The 18,171-nt window shown below is 69.6% G+C and carries 13 protein-coding genes; 9 read left to right on the top strand and 4 right to left on the bottom strand.

From position 1 onward, the window contains the following. Nucleotides 1-11: 11 nt before the first annotated feature. From fadI to KY661_RS23020, 4 genes are read left to right on the top strand one after another with little or no spacing between them, the layout of a single operon-like run. Nucleotides 12-1,310 (top strand): acetyl-CoA C-acyltransferase FadI, encoded by a 1,299-nt coding sequence (fadI, locus tag KY661_RS23035; RefSeq protein ID WP_225412265.1) that lies wholly within the window; start codon nt 12-14, stop codon nt 1,308-1,310. Further along, the gene (gene fadJ / locus KY661_RS23030; protein WP_225412264.1) at nt 1,310-3,544 is read left to right on the top strand and encodes a fatty acid oxidation complex subunit alpha FadJ; all 2,235 of its coding nucleotides are present in this window, start codon (nt 1,310-1,312) and stop codon (nt 3,542-3,544) included. Before fadI ends, fadJ begins: the two co-directional genes overlap by 1 nt. Nucleotides 3,545-3,590: 46 nt before the next feature. Further along, a complete protein-coding gene (locus tag KY661_RS23025) occupies nt 3,591-4,724 on the top strand; it encodes a mannosyltransferase family protein (protein ID WP_225412311.1) in 1,134 nt (377 codons plus the stop codon). Next, on the top strand, nt 4,721-5,404 hold the full coding sequence (locus KY661_RS23020) for a class I SAM-dependent methyltransferase (RefSeq protein WP_225412263.1): 684 nt from the start codon (nt 4,721-4,723) through the stop codon (nt 5,402-5,404). The genes KY661_RS23025 and KY661_RS23020 overlap by 4 nt, the downstream gene beginning before the upstream one ends. A gap of 3 nt (nt 5,405-5,407) precedes the next feature. On the opposite strand, the gene KY661_RS23015 is transcribed toward KY661_RS23020, so the two are convergent. After that, nucleotides 5,408-6,592 carry a sensor histidine kinase gene (locus KY661_RS23015; RefSeq protein WP_225412262.1) on the bottom strand — a complete coding sequence of 395 codons (1,185 nt, stop codon included), beginning with the start codon at nt 6,590-6,592 and terminating at the stop codon, nt 5,408-5,410. Between the two features lie 66 nt (nt 6,593-6,658). Between KY661_RS23015 and KY661_RS23010 the strand changes: the two genes are divergently transcribed. Together KY661_RS23010 and KY661_RS23005 are read left to right on the top strand one after the other, a co-directional pair. Beyond that, nucleotides 6,659-7,654 (top strand): sugar ABC transporter substrate-binding protein, encoded by a 996-nt coding sequence (locus KY661_RS23010; protein WP_225412261.1) that lies wholly within the window; start codon nt 6,659-6,661, stop codon nt 7,652-7,654. Between the two features lie 19 nt (nt 7,655-7,673). Next, nucleotides 7,674-10,829, top strand: a complete 3,156-nt coding sequence (locus KY661_RS23005) for a response regulator (protein WP_225412260.1) — start codon at nt 7,674-7,676, stop codon at nt 10,827-10,829. 5 nt (nt 10,830-10,834) lie between these two features. Here KY661_RS23005 and KY661_RS23000 read toward each other — a convergent pair whose 3' ends face one another. Together KY661_RS23000 and KY661_RS22995 are read right to left on the bottom strand one after the other, a co-directional pair. After that, nucleotides 10,835-11,680, bottom strand: coding sequence for a ChbG/HpnK family deacetylase (locus KY661_RS23000; RefSeq protein WP_225412259.1), 846 nt, complete (start codon nt 11,678-11,680; stop codon nt 10,835-10,837). Between the two features lie 8 nt (nt 11,681-11,688). Further along, nucleotides 11,689-12,483 carry a glycosyltransferase family 2 protein gene (locus KY661_RS22995; protein WP_075007347.1) on the bottom strand — a complete coding sequence of 265 codons (795 nt, stop codon included), beginning with the start codon at nt 12,481-12,483 and terminating at the stop codon, nt 11,689-11,691. A gap of 99 nt (nt 12,484-12,582) precedes the next feature. Here KY661_RS22995 and KY661_RS22990 point away from each other — a divergent pair, with 99 nt between their 5' ends. From KY661_RS22990 to KY661_RS22980, 3 genes are all read left to right on the top strand, one after another. Beyond that, a complete protein-coding gene (locus tag KY661_RS22990) occupies nt 12,583-13,581 on the top strand; it encodes a GGDEF domain-containing protein (protein WP_225412258.1) in 999 nt (332 codons plus the stop codon). Between the two features lie 198 nt (nt 13,582-13,779). Continuing rightward, the gene (locus KY661_RS22985) at nt 13,780-15,348 is read left to right on the top strand and encodes an ATP-binding protein (RefSeq protein WP_225412257.1); all 1,569 of its coding nucleotides are present in this window, start codon (nt 13,780-13,782) and stop codon (nt 15,346-15,348) included. Further along, nucleotides 15,345-16,799, top strand: a complete 1,455-nt coding sequence (locus KY661_RS22980; protein WP_075007344.1) for a sigma-54-dependent transcriptional regulator — start codon at nt 15,345-15,347, stop codon at nt 16,797-16,799. Before KY661_RS22985 ends, KY661_RS22980 begins: the two co-directional genes overlap by 4 nt. Before the next feature lie 18 nt (nt 16,800-16,817). On the opposite strand, the gene KY661_RS22975 is transcribed toward KY661_RS22980, so the two are convergent. Further along, nucleotides 16,818-18,149: a replication-associated recombination protein A gene (locus tag KY661_RS22975; protein WP_225412256.1), complete on the bottom strand. Its 1,332-nt coding sequence runs from the start codon at nt 18,147-18,149 to the stop codon at nt 16,818-16,820. Nucleotides 18,150-18,171: the final 22 nt, after the last annotated feature.

Raw genomic sequence — 18,171 nt, 5'->3', positions numbered from 1 at the left:
GGGTGAGGCACATGGCACGTGAGAGAAACGGCCACCCACGGGTGGCCATCGTCCGCGGCTTGCGGACCCCGTTCGTGAAGGCGGGGAGCGTCTTCTCCGGACTGACCGCGCTGGACTTGGGCAAGGCGGTGGTTCAGGAGCTGGTGCAGCGGGCGGACATCGATCCCAATGAAATCAACCAGGTGGTCTTCGGCCAGGTCATCCCCACGCTGACGGCCCCCTCCATCGCGCGCGAGGTGGTCATCGCCGCGGGGCTGCCGCGCAAGATTGAAGCGTTCACCGTGGCGCGTGCGTGCGCCACCTCCATCCAGGCCATGACGACGGCGGCCAACGCCATCGCGGTGGGGGAGGCGGACGTCATCATCGCCGGCGGCACCGAGTCCATGTCGGACGCGCCCATCTTCACCAGCAGGCCTCTGGCGCACGCGCTGGTGGCCTCCTCCAAGGCCAAGAGCCTGGCCGAGAAGCTCAAGCCCTTCCAGAAGCTCCAGGGCAAGGACCTGCTGCCCGTGCCCCCCGCCATCGCCGAGTACTCCACCGGCATGACGATGGGCGAGAGCGCCGAGAAGATGGCCAAGGAGAACGGCATCTCGCGCGAGGAGCAGGACCGCATCGCCCTGGCCTCCCACCAGAACGCCGCCCGGGCCTGGCAGGAGGGCCGCTTCGACCAGGAGGTGATGCGCATCGTCGTCCCGCCCCGCTACGAGGATGTGGCCGCCAAAGACAACATCGTCCGGGGCGACACCAGCCTGGAGGCGCTCGCCCAGCTCAGGCCGGCCTTCGACCGCAAGTACGGCAGCATCACCGCAGGCAATGCCTCGCCGCTCACGGACGGCGCCGCCGCCCTGCTGCTCATGAGCGAGGAGAAGGCCCGGGCGCTCGGGTACGAGCCCCTGGGCTACCTGCGGGCCCACGCATATGCCGCCACGGACCCGGCCGACCAGCTCCTGCAGGGGCCCGCCTACGCGGTGCCCGTGGCGCTCCAGCGCGCGGGCATGAAGCTCTCGGACATTGATCTCGTGGAGATGCACGAGGCGTTCGCGGCCCAGGTGGCCAGCAACATCCAGGCGCTCGCCTCGCCCGCCTTCGCCAAGAAGGCCGGGTGGAGTGGCCCGGTGGGCGAGGTGGACCGGGAGCGGGTCAACGTGAACGGCGGCTCCATCGCCCTGGGCCACCCATTCGGGGCGACGGGGGCGCGCATCGTCACCCAGGCGCTCCAGGAGCTGAAGCGCCGGAACAAGAACACGGTGCTGTGCACCGTCTGTGCCGCTGGCGGCCTGGGGGCCGCGGTGATTCTGGAGCGTGCGTGATGGCCATCCAACTGGAAGAGCTCGAGGTGAAGCACGGTTTTTCCTACCAGGTCGACGACGGCGTCGCGGTCTTCACGTTCGACCTGCCGGACTCGGCGGTGAACACGCTCTCGCCGGAGACGGGGCTCGCCTTCGACGCGCTGCTCACCCGCGCGGAGCAGGCGCCCGAGGTGAAGGCGGTGGTCTTCATCTCCGGGAAGAAGGACAACTTCGTGGCGGGGGCGAAGATCGACTTCCTCCAGAAGATCAAAACGGCCGAGGAGGCCGCTACCGTCGCCCGGAACGCCCAGAAGGGCTTCGACCGGCTCGATGCGTTCCCCAAGCCCGTGGTGGCCGCCATCCACGGCTCGTGCCTGGGTGGCGGGCTGGAGTGGGCGCTGGCGTGTGACTACCGCCTCATCACCGACAGCCCCAAGACGGTGCTGGGCCTGCCCGAGGTGCAGCTCGGCCTGTTGCCAGGCGGGGGCGGCACGCAGCGGCTGCCGGCGCTCATCGGCGTGCAGGCGGCGTTGGACCTCATCCTCACCGGCAAGCACGTGAAGCCCTCGAAGGCGAAGCGGCTGGGCCTGGTGGACGAGGTGGCGCCGGTGTCCCTGCTGCGCTCCCTGGCGCTGCGGCGCGCGCGCGAGCTGGCCGCCGGGACGCTGAAGGTGGAGCGCGCCCACGGCCAGGGGCTCAAGGCGGTGGCGGCCCAGTCCAAGAAGGGCCTCGCGGGGTTCTTCAAGGGGCTGGCCAACAAGGAGATGTGGACCGAGGTGGCGCTCGAGGACAACCCCCTGGGCCGCAAGCTCCTCTTTGACCAGGCGCGCAAGCAGCTCCTGAAGAAGACGCGCGGCCACTACCCCGCGCAGGAGAAGGCGCTGGAGTCCGTGCGCGTGGGCGTGGTGTCCGGGCGCCAGGCGGGGCTGGAGACCGAGGCGCGGCTGTTTGGCGAGCTGGTGGTGTCGGACGTCTCCCAGCGGCTCGTGGAGCTCTTCTTCGCCACCACGGCGCTGAAGAAGGAGAACGGCACCGCCAACCCCCAGGTGAAGGCGCGCGAGGTGAAGAAGGTGGGCGTGCTCGGCGGCGGGCTCATGGGCGGCGGCATCGCCTATGTGTCCTCGGCGCTCCAGGGCGTGCCGGTGCGCGTGAAGGACAAGGATGACCTGGGCGCCGGGCGTGCGCTCAAGCAGGTGCAGAGCATCCTGGATGAGCGCGTGAAGAAGCGCTCGCTGACGGGGCGCGAGGCCACCGCGAAGATGGCGCTCGTCTCCGCGGGCACGGACTACAGCGGCTTCAAGACGGTGGACCTCATCATCGAGGCGGTGTTCGAGGACCTGAAGCTCAAGCAGCGCGTGCTGGCCGAGACGGAGGCGGTGACGCACGATGGGTGCATCTTCGCCTCCAACACCTCCAGCCTGCCCATCACCGAGCTGGCCAAGGCCAGCCGCCGGCCGGAGCTGGTCATCGGGATGCACTACTTCAGCCCGGTGAACAAGATGCCGCTGCTGGAGATCATCACCCACCCGGGCACCGCCGAGTGGGTGACGGCCACCTGCGTGGAGGTGGGCCGCAAGCAGGGCAAGACGGTCATCGTCGTCAACGACGGGGTGGGCTTCTACACCTCGCGCATCCTCGCCCCGTACATGAACGAGGCGGCCTACCTGCTGGCCGAAGGCGCGGACATCGCCGAGCTGGACAGGGCGCTCGTGGACTTCGGCTTCCCGGTGGGCCCCATCACCCTGCTGGACGAGGTGGGCATCGATGTGGCGCACAAGGTGGGCCCCATCATGGAGGCGGCCTTCGGCAAGCGGCTGGCGGCCCCGAAGACGCTCGACCGAGTCATCGAGGACGGGCGCCTGGGCCGCAAGAACAAGAAGGGCTTCTACACCTACAACGGGAAGAAGAAGGAGGTGGACCCGTCGGTCTACGCGCTGCTGCCCACCGGCCAGGACCGCAAGGCCATCGATCGCGCCGAGATGGCCGAGCGGTGCGTCCTGCAGATGGTCAACGAGGCGGTGCGTTGCCTGGGCGAGGGCATCCTCCGCAGTCCGAGGGATGGGGATGTGGGCGCCATCTTCGGCCTGGGCTTCCCGCCGTTCCGGGGCGGCCCCTTCCGGTACGCGGACAGCCTGACGCCCGCGGCGTTGCTTCAGCGCCTGGAGCACTACCACGACACGTTCGGGGAGCGCTTCGCCCCGGCGCCGCTCCTGGTGGAGACGGTGAAGGCGGGGAAGACCTTCCACGCGCGCTAAAGCCCCTTGACCGGGGGCAGAGGTCTGGACCATGCCTCGCCCCCGCATGAACCGCTCTCCACCGCTCACCATCGCGCTCCTGGTTCTGGTCTCCGTCGCCGCCTGTGCCGTGGCGGCGGGGGCGGGCGCCTGGTACTTCCACCACAAGGACCCTGCGGCGCCCTCGCTGCGCCTGGACGAGTACCTGTCCATGGGCTGGGTGGCCTGGGATGCGAGCTGGTACAAGCGCATCGCCGAGGAGGGCTACAGGTATACGCCGGGCCAGCAGAGCTCGGTGGCGTTCTTCCCGCTGTACCCGCTGGCCATCCAGCTCTTCATGGGCCTGGGCCTGTCCGTCTACACGGCGGGCATCGCCGTCACGCTGCTGTGTGGCCCGCTGGCCATGGTGCTCTTCACCCGCTGGGCGGGCACCCGGGTGGAGCCCACCACCGCGCTTCAGGCCGGGATGCTCATCAGCCTGTATCCGTTCGCCTTCTACCTCTACGGCGTCATGTATTCGGACGCCCTGTTCCTGCTGCTGGTGGTGGGTGCCTTCCTGCTCCTGGAGAAGGGGTACCTGGTGCCCGCCGTGGTGCTGGGGGCGGTCGCCACGGCGGCCCGGCCCGTGGCCCCCGCCGTGGTGCTGGGGCTGCTGGTGCGCCGGCTGGAGTGGAAGCGCGAGCGGGGGCTGCGCTGGGACGTCTGGGATGTGCTCCCCGTGCTGTCCGCGGCCGGGTTCATCGCCTACGTGCTCTACCTGGGGGAGACCTTCGGTGCGCCCTTCGCCTTCGTGGAGGTCCAGGGCGCGCCCGGGTGGGATCAAGCGCCGGGGTGGCGCACCTGGCTCAAGCTGGCCTGGTTCAAGGCCGTGTTCTTCTCGGGCAACAACGCGGAGGTGGTGGGGCGGTTCATCACCCACGCGCTGCTCACCTTCCTCGCGCTGGGCCTGATCTGGCCCACCGCCCGCAGGCTCGGGTGGGGCTATGCCGTCTTCACCCTGGCCATCGTGGGCTTGCCCGCCCTGTCCACCAAGGACTTCATGGGCATGGGGCGCTACCTGCTCTCCGCCTTTCCCCTGTTCCTGACGCTCGCCCTGCTGCTGAAGGAACGTCCCCTGCTGCGCCGGGGGCTCCTCGCCGTCAGCGCCGTGGGGCTCGTGGTCCTCAGCGCCGCTTTCGGAATGGAACGGTACATCTCATGAGCACGCTTCAGTCCCAGGCGCTCGCCCTGTTCTCGGCGCTCCCCGCCCCGGAGCGCTTCCACGTCCACGCCCGGGCCTTCTCCGCCCCCCTGGAGGCGGTGGCGCGCCGGGCCCCGGCCGGTGCCTCCATCGCGGACGTGGGGTGTGGCCATGGGCTGCTCTCGGCGCTCCTGGCGCTGGAGGACCCCGCCCGCAGGGTGGTGGGCGTGGATCCGGATCCCCGCAAGGTGATGTGGGCGTCGAGGGCGCTGGGCCGGTTGCCCAACGTCCACATCGAGGTGGGCACCGTGGAGCGCCTGGCCGAGGCGCGCGAGGGCCAGTTCGATGCTGCCGTGGTGTGCGACGTCCTCTACCTGCTGCCCGAGGCGCGGTGGCCGGCGTTCTTCGCCACGGTGCGGCGCCTGCTGCGGCCGGGAGGGCGGTTCCTGTTGAAGGAGGCCGAAGGGGCGGGCTCCTGGAAGCACTACAAGTGCCTGGCGCAGGAGTGGGTGATGGTGAAGCTGCTGCGCAGGACCCAGGCGGGCGGCGCCCTGGCGCTCCAGCCGCGGGAAACCCTGCAGGCCTTGCTGCGGCAGGCGGGGTTCGAGGTGCACGAGACGGTGGAGATGGACCGGGGATACACCACCCCGCACATCCTCTACGTGGCGCAGGTGCCGGGGGCGGCCCCGCCTTCCCCGTAGGCTTTACGGGGTGGGCGCCGGGAGGTCGAGCACCATGCAGGTGCCCTGGCCCGGCTGGCTCTGGACGCGGACCTGCCCGCCCCAGGACTCGACGAGCTGCTTGACGACGGCCAGCCCCAGGCCCGTTCCGACGCCCGGAGGCTTGGTGGTGAAGAAGGGCTCGAAGATGCGGGCCAGGACGTCCTCGGACATGCCCGGCCCGTTGTCCCGGACCCAGGCCTCGAGCCGCCCGCCGGGCTGCGTCCGGATCCCCGCCTCGATGCGGGCGCCCGGGGTGGACACCACCGCGTCCGCGGCGTTGCCAATGAGGTTGAGGAACACCTGCTGGGCCTGCACCGCGCTGGCCCGGAGGACACAGCGCTCCTGGGGCAACACCAGGGAGACCGCCGCATGGCGGATGCGCCCGGTGAGCCGGAGCATGTGGTGGACCTCCTCCAGGATCTGCCCGAGCTCCACTTCGGGGGTGGGCCCGCCCGAGGGACGGGCGATGTGGAGCAGGGTCCTCGACAGCTCGGTGACGTGGTTGGCCACGTGGGTGAGCACCGTCTTGGATGTGGAGTTCTCCGCCAGGGCCCAGCCGTCCTCGTCCGATGCGCCCGGATCCAGGGCGCTGCGCAGCACCTGGGAGATGTTGTTCAGCTCGTGGCTGACGCTGGCGGCCAGGGTGCCCAGCGTGGCCAGGCGGTCCGCGTGCAGCACCTGCTGGCGCAGCAGCTCCACCGTGGCCAGCGCGCTGTCGCGCTGGGAGGCCAGGAGCTGATGGTAGGCGCGCACCTTGAGGAGGTTGGAGACGCGTGCCCTCAGCTCGGCGCCATGCACCGGCTTGTGGAGGAAGTCATCCGCCCCGGCCTTCAGCCCCTGGACGACATCGCCCCGGCCATCCAGCGACGTGACGAGGATGATGGGCACGTACTCGCCGCTCAGCCGCTCGCGCAGCCTGCGGCACACCTCGAAGCCGTCCAGGCCCGGCATCATCACATCCAGCAGCACCAGGTCGGGCCGCTCCTCGCCCACGGCCGCCAGGGCTTCCTCGCCGCTCGTAGCGAAGCGGATGCGGTAGTCCGAGGCGGCCAGCAGGGCGGCTGCGATCTTTCGACTCGCTGCGTCGTCGTCGGCGATCAGAACCTGTCGAGGGGATGGGAGCTGACCGTCAGAGGGAGGGCCCGACGTGGACGCCGTTGGTTCCATCTTGAATCACGGTATCACGGTTGCTGTATGGAGGGGCAGGGATAGAATCCGCGACGGGAGCCCCGCGTGCCCTTCTTGAGATGGCTGTGCATCCTGGCCTGGATCCCCGCCCTCGTGGCGTGCAGCGACTCCCAGCGGCCCATGGTGCCCGAGGTGGTCGCCTCCGTGTCCCCCCAGGCCCGGGGAGAGCCCGAGACCGCTCCCGACGCCCGGAAGATCGCCCTGGTGATGAAGACCCTCACCAACCCCTTCTTCATCGAGATGGAGAAGGGGGCGCGGCGCGCCCAGAAGGAGCTGGGCATCGAGATGCTGGTGAAGACGGCCTCCCAGGAGACCTCCATCGAGCAGCAGATCCAGATCATCGAGGATCTGATCCGGATGAAGTTCGATGCCATCGTCATCGCCCCGGGGGATTCGCTGCGGCTGGTGCCAGTCCTGAAGACCGCCCAGGAGGCGGGGCTTCAAATCATCAACATCGACAACCGGCTGGATGCCGAGGCCATGAAGGGCCTGGGGATGGCCCCGATCCCCTTCATCAGCGTGGACAACGAGAAGGCCTCGTACGAGTCCGCCGCGTTCATCGCCCGGCAGGTTCACAAGCCGGCCAAGGCCGCGATCCTCGAAGGCATCCGCAGCGCGGACAACGCGCGCCAGCGGAAGCTGGGGGCCGAGCGCGCCTTCAAGGAGAACCCCCTCATCCAGGTCGTGGCCCGCGAGACGGCGAACTGGAAGATCGACGAGGGCCGCGATGTGGCCAAGCGCCTCTTCTCCGCCCACCCGGACATCCGCCTGCTGTTCTGTGCCAACGACATGATGGCCCTGGGGGCCCTCCAGTACCTCCAGGAGTCGGGGCATGACGGGGTGCTGGTGGCCGCCTACGACGCCCTGGACGAGGCCAAGCGGGCCATCCGGGCCGGCCGCCTGCAGGTGACCGTCAATCAGCAGGCGGCCGAGCAGGGCTACCAGGGCATCCTCCTGGCGCATCGCGCGCTCCAGGGTGAGAAGGTGCCCGAGGTGGTTCTGGTCGAGGCGCGCCTGGTGACCTTGGAGAGCCTGAAGTAGTCCGGCTCCGGGACCCCGCGTGCCGATCCGACTGTCCATCACCATCAAGCTGATCGGCTACCTGCTCGCGGCCAGCGTGGTGCCGTTGGTGATTTTCGGGATGACCTCCTACCAGCTGTCGCGCGATGCCATCGTGCGCCTGGCCAGCGAGTACAACGCGCGGCTGCTGGACAATCAGCACGACTACCTGCGGCTCCAGACCGAGCAAGTCGAGAGCCTGGCCTCCAGCATCATCGGCATCGAGGACATCGCCGAGGCGCTCGTCTCCGTGGATGCCGACGACGGCTACGCCGCCTTGGCCACCCAGGCGAAGATGGGCTACATCCTGAGCGGCTACAGCGGCCTGAAGGGGCTGGAGTCCATCGACCTGTTCACCCCGTCGGGGCGGCACTTCCACGTGGGCTCCACGCTGGACATCTCCACGGTCCGGTGGGAGCTGCGCAGCCGCCTCTACGCCGCGTCGCTCGCCTCCCCGCAGACCATTGTCTGGCATGGGGTGGAGGACAACGTGAACGCGTCCTCGCCCCAGCGCAAGGTGCTCGTTGCCACGCGGCTCGTCCGGCGCATTCCCCCCGGGGGGATGACGCCCGAGCCGGTCGGCATGGTGGTCATCAACTACTCGACGGACCACCTGCACGAGCACTTCAGCCGCCTGGATGTGGGCCAGGGCGGCTACCTCATGGTCGCCGACCGGCGGGGGCGCCTGCTCGTCCACCCGGACAAGGCCCTCATCGGCCAGTTCCTGGTGCCGGGCTTCGAGGCCCTGCTCAAGGGCGGGCAGGGCCGGGTGGCGCTGCGGCTGGGCGGGCAGGACGTGCTGCTCAACTACCTGCGGTTGGACCCCATGGGCTGGCAGGTCATCAGCATCCTGCCCCAGGCGAGCCTCATGGCGCCCATGTTCCGCATCGGCGGGTTCGGGCTGCTGGTGCTGCTCGCCTGCTTCCTGGTGATCAGCCTGGTGGCGATGCGCTACTCCCGGCGGGTGGTGGCGCCCATCCGGGCCATCTCCGAGGGCTTCCAGAACATCCAGCAGGACCGGCTGGCGCAGGTCCAGCCGCTGCCGCCATCGCGCACCCAGGACGAAATCAAGGAGATGGTGGGCTGGTTCAACGCCTTCCTGGACAACCTGCATGGCAGGCGCCGGTCCGAGGAGGAGCTGCGGCAGGCGAAGGAGTCCGCCGAGGAGGCCAACCGGGCCAAGGGCGAGTTCCTGGCCAACATGAGCCACGAGATTCGCACGCCCATGAACGCCATCATCGGCATGACGCAGCTCGCGCTCGACGCGGGCTCCGCCGAGGAGAAGCGGGACTTCATCGTCAAGGCGAACCGTTCGGCCCAGTCCCTGCTCGGCATCATCAACGACATCCTCGACTTCTCGAAAATCGATGCGGGCCGGCTCGAGCTCGAGAACGTGCCGGTGCCGTTGAATGAGCTCATCTCCGGTCTGGCCGATGTCTTCGCCAGCGCCGCCCAGGACAAGAACCTCGAGCTGCTCTTCGACGTGGAGCCCTCGCTGCCGCGCACCCTGTCCGGAGACCCCTTGCGGCTCCGGCAGGTGCTCCAGAACCTCATCAACAACGCGCTCAAGTTCACCCCCGCGGGTGAAGTCGTCGTCCGGGTGGAGAAGGTGGAGGAGCGGGCCTCAGAGGTCGTCTGCCGCTTCTCCGTCCGGGACACCGGCATCGGCATCGAGGCCGGGCAGCTTCCGCGGCTCTTCCAGTCCTTCTTCCAGACGGACAGCTCGGTCACGCGCAAGTATGGGGGCACGGGGCTTGGCCTGGCCATCAGCAAGCGGCTCGTGGAGCTGATGGGCGGCCGCATCGGCGTGGACAGCCAGCCCGGCCAGGGGAGCTGCTTCTGGTTCGAGCTGGCGCTGGCCAAGCTCCCCGGGGCGGAGCGCGTGCCCCCCTCGCTGCTGGGGCCTCTGCGGGTGCTCGTCGTGGACGACAACGCCAGTGCCCGGCACATCCTCTGCTCGATGTGCACGTCCTTCGGCTTCGTGGCGCATGCGGTGGAGGGGGGCCCGCAGGCCCTGGACGCGCTGGCGCGCGGCATGAACGGCCAGCCCTACCACCTGATGCTCATCGACTACCACATGCCCGGGCTCGACGGCATCGAGACCAGCCGCCAGCTCCGCCAGCGCCAGGGCCTGGCGCAGCTGCCCACGGTCATCATGGCCTCCATGGACGAGCGCCCCCTCGTGGCCCAGCAGGCCCAGGCGGCCGGGGTCCAGGCCTACGTGAACAAGCCGGTGACGGCCTCGACGCTGCTGGATGCCATCCAGAAGGCCCTGGGCCACCCGTCCACGCAGGTCCGGGCGGCGCCGCTGTCGCCGGAGGCGGGCGTTCCGGAGGCCTACCGGCACCTGCGCGGCGCGCGAATCCTGCTCGTGGAGGACAACCGCCTGAACCAGGAGGTGGCGCTGCACTTCCTGCGGCGGGTGGGCCTGAAGGTGGACGTGGCGGCGCATGGCGCGGAGGCCCTCGAGCGCTTGGAGCAGGGCCCCTACGAGGCCGTCCTGATGGATTGCCAGATGCCGGTCATGGACGGATACGAGGCCACCCGGCGCATCCGCGGCATGGCCCGGTTCGCGGCCCTGCCCATCATCGCGATGACGGCCAATGCCCTGGAGGGCGACCGGGAGCGCAGCCTGGCGGCCGGCATGAACGACCACCTGAGCAAGCCCATCGACGCCAACCACCTCTACCAGACGCTGGGCCGGTGGGTGGTGCCCGGAGCTTGGGGAGGCGAGGCCGTACCGGCGCCTCCGGCCGAGGCGCCTTCGCCCGGTGATGGCCCCGCAGGGGCGGCGCCGGGCGTGCCCGACCCCCGGCACGTGAACATGGAGAGCGCGCTGCTCAACCTGGATGGGGATGTCGGCCTGTACCGGACGGTGGCGGAGCTGTTCCTCGGGGACGCGCCGGACTCCTGGGCCCAGTTCCTCGGGGCCTGGGCGGGCGGGGACCGGGAGGGGGCCCACCGGGCGGCCCATACGCTCAAGAGCATGGCGGCCAACGTCGGCGCCGAAGCCCTGCGCGAGCACGCGAAGGCCCTGGAGGCCGCGTCGCGGGAGGGGGACTCGCCCTCCATCGAGGAGCGCTTCCCCCTGCTGGAGCAGGAGCTGCGCTTCGTGGTTTCGGCCCTCCAGGGGTTCCTGGAGGCCTCCGCCCGCTGAGCCGCTCAGCGCGTGAGGCGGGCCCCGGCGTAGGTGGTGAGCTCGATGCCGCGCTCCTGGAGCCGGGCCTTCACGCGCGGGCTCGTCAGGGCCGCCAGCTCCGCCTGCCAGCCGTAGGTCCACGCCGGATCCTCGGGCACATGCGGGGCTCCCTCGCCCGGGTGGCACCCCACCTCGAAGTCCCCCTCGGGCAGCGTCTCCAGCAGGTTCAGCAGCGTGGCCTCATCGAGCCTGCCCGCCTCGAAGACGCCCCCGGCGCTCACCCGGCGGACCCCGGGTGGAGGGCGCGGCGCGGTCCGGGCCAGCACGGTGAGCAGCAGCGTCTTCAGCGCGGGCCCGGGCGCCTGGAGCCACGTGGCGCGCGGGAGCTGATCGGGCCAGCGCACCGGCAGCCCCTCGCGGCGGGCCAGCGCCTCGACGCAGCCCCGGAGGCCCGGCAGCAGGTGCAGGTGCTGGTGCGCATCCAGGTGGTCCACCTGCGCGCCCAGCTCGCGCGCCCGCGCCAGCTGCGCGGCCAGCTCCTGGGCCACCTCCGCGCGCCGCACCCGCCCGGTGAGCCACGCGCGCGCGAAGTCCGCCCAGCTCGCGCGCAGCCGGCCGCCGGGGGCCACGGAGGCCACCTCGGCCGCGGGGGCCGCGCAGGGCAGGCGCGTGGAGAGCGCCAGGTGCACGCCCAGGGCGAGCCCCTGCGCCTGGGCCTGGCGGATGGCCTCCGGCGCGCTCGGGCCCATGGCCAGCACCGTGGCGCTGGTGACGATGCCCTCGCGGTGCGCGCGGAGGATGCCGGCGTCCAGGGACGGGTGCATCCCCAGGTCATCGGCGTTGACGATGAGGCGCGTGGGGCGTCGCACGGGGGCCCTTAGCCGTGGGTGCGGCGCTTGGCCTGCGGGGCCGGGTGCAGCGCGGCCACGGACGGGGGCAGGCGCACGGGCTTCACGGGCTGCTGGGGCTTGAGCGTCTCGGGGTACAGGTCCACCAGCTCGCGCACCATCTTCAGGATGACCGAGGGCGAGGCCAGCGTGGACACGCCCCGGGTGCGCGGGAAGTAGTCCACGCCCATCTGGAAGACCCGGAAGCCCTTGCGGATGGCCTTCACCACCAGCTCCGCGTCGATGAACGAGCCCATGCTGCGCAGCTCCATCGACTCCAGCACCCGCCGGTGCATGACCTTGAAGCTGAAGTTCACGTCCTTGATGTTGATGTCGAAGAGCGAGCGGATGAGCAGGTTGTAGACGAACGAGTAGATGATGCGCTTGGGGCCCTCGCTCGTGCGGTCGAACCGGAAGGCGCAGATCATGTCCGCCTCCAGGTAGTCCATCAGGTGCAGCGCCCGCTCCAGCTCCCGCAAGTCCCACGGCAGGTCGATGTCCGTGTAGACGACGATGTCCTTGGTGGAGGCCGACAGGCCGGTGCGCATCGCCCCGCCCAGCTTCAGGTTCGTCTCGTGGGTGATGACGCGGAGCTGGGGAATCCGCTCGGCCAGGGACTCGGCGATCTCCTGGGTCCGGTCCGTGGACGCGTCGTTGACGACGATGATCTCGAAGTCGCTGGTGAGCCGGGGAAGAACATCCAACGCGCGGGTGACGGCGCGCTCGACGTAGTCCTCCTCGTTCCACGCGGGAAGGAAGAGGCTGATGCTGGGGTAGGTGCCCACGAATGGACCTCGTGACGGTTGATTCTGGAGGCTGGGTAACAGAGGCCGGTAGGGGGACGCAATCGTCAGGGTCGCTCCGCCCGCGAGCGGCATGCTAGCTTGCCGCGCCGTTCATTCGATGGGGGCACCGTGGGAGAGAAGCCCTTCGCCTTGCTGGTGGTGGATGATTCCCGGTCAACGGCGGCGAAGCTGGTCCAGAGCCTGACGCCCGAGGGCTTCGTGCTGCGCGTGGTGCCCCCGGCCCCCGAGGTGCCGGGGCTGGCCTCCGAGGTGGATCTCGTCATCCTCTGCCTGGGCCCGGAGACGCCCGCGGACCTGTCCCTGGTGCGCCGCTTCATGGATGTGGAGGCGCCGGGCCGCGGGGCGCCCGTGCTCGTGGTGGCCCCGCAGGAGGCCCGCGCCACACGGCTGGAGGTGCTCCGGCTGGGCATGGAGGTGGTGGCAGAACCTTGGGACACCGAGGAACTGCGGGCCCGCATCCACCGTTGCTTCTCCAATCACCACACGCTCTCGACGCTGGCCGCGCAGGTGATGGAGCTACAGCACCTCTCGGTGCTCGATGGGCTCACCCAGCTGCACAACCACCGCTACTTCCAGGAGCGGCTGCGCGAGGAGTTCCGCCGCGCCCAGCGCTACGACGATGCGCTGTGCCTCATCCTCCTGGACCTGGACTTCTTCAAGGACGTGAATGACCGCTACGGGCACCCGGTGGGGGACACCGTGCTGGTGGAGGTGGCGCGCATCCTCCAGCAGAGCGTGCGCGAGACGGACATCGTCGCCCGCTACGGGGGCGAGGAGTTCGCCGTGCTCCTGCCGCGCACCCACCTGGCCGGTGCCATCACCGTGGCCGAGCGGGTATGGAAAGGTGTGGCCAGCCAGCCCATGGGGGCGGGCGGCGCGCTGCGGATGACGGCCTCCCTGGGGGTGTCCGGTTTCCCCCACCGCACCGTGCTCACCCCGGAGCAGTTGCTGCTGACCGCCGACGAGGCCCTGTACCGGGCCAAGCGTGAGGGCCGCAACAGGGTCTGTCTGCACTCACCCATTCCGCTTCACTCCGCGTCCCGGGGATGGGAATCTAAGAGTGTTGACGACAAATGACCCGGGTCATTTTTCCCCCAGGGAACAGGGGTCATTTGCTACCCGTTTGTCAGTAATGGGTACAGGTTGACCCATGTTCTGGTCAGCGTACGAAATTGAAAGTACATAAGAATCAATGGCTTGGCCCAAGGGTCGAAAAAGACGCGGATGGCCACGTCATTGCAAATGTTCGACAACGAAAGATAGGTGGGACTGCGAGTGGGATTGGCGCACACACAGGAGGCGGGGGCTCGCGGCCGGCTGCTGTTGGTGGACGATGAGGAGAACATCCTCAAGTCCATTCGGCGGGTGCTGAGGCGGGGCGATTGGGACATCGAGACCGCCACGGACGCCGAGGAGGGGCTGAAGCGGCTGGAGCAGTTCCTGCCCCAGGTGGTCATTTCTGACTTCCGGATGCCGGGGATGAACGGGGTGGAGTTCCTGGCCCGGGTGAAGGAGCAGGTGCCGCGCGCCCAGCGCATCATGCTCACCGGGCAGGCGGACCAGACGGCCATCGAGGAGGCCATCAACCGCTCGGAAATCTTCCGCTTCATCTCCAAGCCGTGGAACGACAGCCACCTGGTGCTCACCGTCAAGAGCGCCTTCGAGCAGTACGCGCTCCTGGCGGAGAACGAGCGCCTGCACCGCATGACGCAGGACCAGAACGCGGAGCTCAAGCGGCTCAACGCGGACCTGGAGGCGCGCGTGGAGACGCGCACGCTGATGCTCAGCCAGGCCAAGCGGGACTGGGAGCAGACGTTCGACTGCATCGAGACTCCCCTGGCGGTGATGCAGGGCACCGACTACACGGTGCGCCGTGCCAACCTCGCCTACCTGAAGGTGGCGGCCTCGGGGGACGGGGCCACCGCCTCGGCGGTCAACTGCTTCCAGTACCTCTTCGGCCGGGACTCGCCGTGCATCGGCTGCCCGCTGCCCTCCGCGCTTGAGACGGGCAAGGGCGCGCGCTCGGAGATTCAGCAGAAGGGGCGCACCTTCGTGGTGGCCGCCTACCCCATGCCCGGCGAGGGCCGGGTGGTGTGCACCTACCGGGACGTCACCGAGGAGTACTCGCTCACCAAGCGGCTCATCGAGACGGAGAAGATGGCGGCGGTGGGGCAGCTCGCGGGCGGCGTGGCGCATGAAATCAACAACCCGTTGGGCGGCATCCTCGCGTTCGCGCAGCTGATGAAGCGCGACCTGGGCCGCTCCGAGGCGGACCGCGAGTCGTTGGATCTCATCGAGGAGAGCGCGCTGCGCTGCAAGCGCATCGTCGAGAGCCTGCTGAAGTTCAGCCGCCACTCCAAGGTGGAGGACCGCCGCCACTTCGAGCTGTCCAAGTGCGTGGAGGACGCGGCGGTGCTCTTCAAGGCCCAGCTCAAGTCCAACCCCCGGGTGACGCTGGAGCTGAACCTGGCCGCTGGGCTGCCCAAGCTCTTCGGGGACCCGGCGCAGCTGTCCCAGGTGGTGCTCAACCTCCTGCAGAACGGCCTCCAGGCGCTCCCGGGCGCCGAGGGCACCTTGAAGATCGACACGGGGCGCGAGGGGGACCGGTGCTTCTTCGCCGTCTCCGACTCGGGCACCGGCATCGAGGAGCGCCACCTGCCGCGCATCTTCGAACCGTCCTTCACCACCAAGCCGCCTGGCGAGGGCACAGGCCTTGGCCTGTCCATTGCTTACCGCATTGTGCAGGACCATGGCGGCGTCTTCCAGGTCGACACCCAGGTCGGCCATGGCTCCCGTTTCACCGTTTTTCTTCCTATCCCGCTGCAGCTTGAGAGGTTGCCGTGAACCAGCCCAAACGCGCCAAGATCCTCGTGGTGGACGATGACCCCGTAGTCCTCAAGGCCGTCACCTCGATTCTCCAGCGCGAGGGGTACCCCATCGTCGCCATCGACGATGCGGTGGAAGGGCTGACGGCGGCGAAGGATCCGTCCATCGACGTGGCGGTGCTGGACATCAACATGCCCCACCTGTCCGGCATGGACCTGCTCAAGGCCATCAAGGCCGAGCGGCCGGACGTGGAGGTCATCATGATGACCGCCTACGCCACGGTGGAGACGGCGGTGGAGGCGGTGAAGGCCGGCGCGTACGATTACCTCACCAAGCCCTTCGAGGACATCGACGACCTGAGCCTCACGGTGGGCAAGGCCGCCGAGCGCAAGGCGCTGAAGGACCGGACGCGCGCGCTGGAGGAGGCGCTCACCGCGCGCAGCCAGTTCGAGGACCTCATCGGCCAGTCCTCGCAGATGCGCGCCGTGTTCAAGCTGGTGGAGACGGTGAGCCACTCCACCGCCACGGTGCTCATCCAGGGCGAGAGCGGCACGGGCAAGGAGCTGGTGGCCCGCGCCATCCACTACCGCAGCGCGCGCAAGGACAAGCCCTTCGTGGCGGTGAACTGTTCGGCCCTCACCGAGACGCTGCTGGAGAGCGAGCTGTTCGGCCACATGAAGGGGGCCTTCACGGGCGCCACCGGCAACAAGAAGGGCCTCTTCGAGGCGGCCGACGGCGGCACCATCTTCCTGGATGAAATCGGCGACGTGCCGCCCGCCACCCAGGTGCGCCTGCTGCGTGTGCTGCAGGAGGGCGAGGTGAAGCGCGTGGGCGCCAACGAGCCCGTGAAGGTGGACGTGCGCGTGATTGCCGCCACGCACGTGGACCTGACGCGCGCCAAGGAGCAGGGCCGCTTCCGCGAGGACCTCTTCTACCGCCTCAACGTCATCACCATCGACCTGCCGCCGCTCCGGGACAGGCCGGAGGACGTGCCGCTGCTCGCGCACCACTTCCTCAAGCTGTACGCGGCCAAGCTGGACAAGAAGGTGACGGGCTTCACCCCGCGCGCCATGGAGGCGCTCACCGTGAACCGGTGGACGGGCAACGTGCGCGAGCTGGAGAACGTCATCGAGCGCGCCGTGGTGCTCACCTCCAACGAGGTGCTGGACGTGGAGGACCTGCCGCCGGGCTTCCAGGAGGCCCCGCAGGCCGGCTCGCCCGTGGAGGTGTTCAGCCTGGCGCACCTGCCGTACGCCCAGGCCAAGCGCCTGGCGATGCGCGCCTTCGAGCGGCGCTACCTCACCGCGCTCCTGGAGAAGAACAACAACAACGTCTCCAGCGCCGCGCGCGCCGCCGGGGTGGACCGCTCCAACTTCCGCCGCCTGCTCAAGCAGTACGAGGTGGCCGGCCGCACCATGAAGCAGCGCAAGGCGGACGGCAACGACACCTCCCCATTAGAGGTGGCCTGAAGCGGTGGCCCGAGGGCCTCAGCCCTCTTCGCCCGGCTCGCGTCCCCGTGAGGCGAGCTGGCGCTGGATGTCCGCGTAGCGCTCGGACAGCTCCCGCTCCAGCCCCTGGGTGCTCGGCTTGTAGAAGCGCCGGGCCTTGAGCGCCTCGGGCAGGTAGTCCTCGGGGACGTAGTTGCCCTCGAAGTTGTGGGGGTACTTGTAGCCGCCGCCGTAGCCCAGGCTCTTCATCAGCTTCGTGGGCGCGTTGCGCAGGTGCAGGGGCACCGGCAGTGCGCCCTCCTGGGCCACCGCCGCGCGCGCCGCGCCGTACGCGCTGATGACGGCGTTCGACTTGGGCGCCAGCGCCAGGTACGTCACCGCCTGGGTGAGCGGCAGCGCCCCCTCCGGCAGCCCCATGAGCTGGAAGGCGTGCAGCGCGTCCACCGCCACGCTCAGCGCCCGCGGGTCCGCGTTGCCGATGTCCTCCGAGGCGAAGATGACCATGCGCCGGAAGAGGAACACCGGGTCCTCGCCGGCCTCCAGCATGCGCGCCATCCAGTAGAGCGCCGCATCCACGTCCGAGCCGCGCATGGATTTGATGAAGGCGCTGACGACGTTGTAGTGCTCCTCGCCGCCCTTGTCGTAGAGCAGCGCCTTCTGCTGCATCGCCTCCTCCGCGGCCTTCCGGTCCACCCGGGTGCCGCCATAGGAGGCGGCGGCCTCCAGGGCGGTGAGCGCCTTGCGCGCATCGCCGCCGGCCGCCTGGGCGATGAACTGCAGGGCCTCCTCCTCCACCTGCACCTTGCCGCCCAGCCCCTTGGCATCCGTCAGCGCCCGGCGCAGCACGGCCAAGAGTTCCTCCTCCTCCAGGCCGCGCAGGGTGATGACGCGGGCGCGGGACAGGAGCGCCGCGTTCACCTCGAACGAGGGGTTCTCCGTGGTGGCGCCAATGAGCGTCACCGTGCCCTTCTCCACGTGGGGCAGGAGCGCGTCCTGCTGGGACTTGTTGAAGCGGTGAATCTCATCGATGAAGAGCAGGGTGCGCTGCCGGTGGAGCCGCCAGCGTTCCTGGGCCCGGGCCACCGTCTCGCGGATGTCCTTCACGCCGGAGAGCACCGCCGAGAGCGACTCGAACGAGGCGCCGGCGGCCTGGGCGATGACGCGCGCCAGGGTGGTCTTCCCCGTGCCCGGGGGCCCCCAGAGGATGAGGGAGGGCACCTGGTCCTGCTCGATGACCCGGCGGAGGAACCGGCCCTCGCCCGTCAGGTGCTCCTGCCCGGCGAACTCGGCCAGCGTGGTGGGGCGCATGCGCTCGGCGAGCGGCGCCTGGGCTTCCTGGTCCTTTTGGCCCGCGTGTTCAAAGAGGTCCATATGCGTGGAACCTATCGCTTGG

It is taken from the genome of Allostigmatella hybrida (assembly GCF_020103775.1).
Classification (GTDB): Bacteria; Myxococcota; Myxococcia; order Myxococcales; family Myxococcaceae; genus Hyalangium; species Hyalangium aurantiaca.
Note: the sequence above shows the minus strand (reverse complement) of the source record. Positions and strands in the feature narration are given on the sequence as shown.

Coding starts and splice junctions, on each gene's coding strand:
- KY661_RS22975 (WP_225412256.1), bottom strand. CDS start 18,149: ATGGACCTCTTTGAACACGCGGGCCAAAAGGACCAGGAAGCCCAGGCG.
- KY661_RS23025 (WP_225412311.1), top strand. CDS start 3,591: ATGAACCGCTCTCCACCGCTCACCATCGCGCTCCTGGTTCTGGTCTCC.
- fadJ (WP_225412264.1), top strand. CDS start 1,310: ATGGCCATCCAACTGGAAGAGCTCGAGGTGAAGCACGGTTTTTCCTAC.
- KY661_RS23020 (WP_225412263.1), top strand. CDS start 4,721: ATGAGCACGCTTCAGTCCCAGGCGCTCGCCCTGTTCTCGGCGCTCCCC.
- KY661_RS23015 (WP_225412262.1), bottom strand. CDS start 6,592: ATGGAACCAACGGCGTCCACGTCGGGCCCTCCCTCTGACGGTCAGCTC.
- fadI (WP_225412265.1), top strand. CDS start 12: ATGGCACGTGAGAGAAACGGCCACCCACGGGTGGCCATCGTCCGCGGC.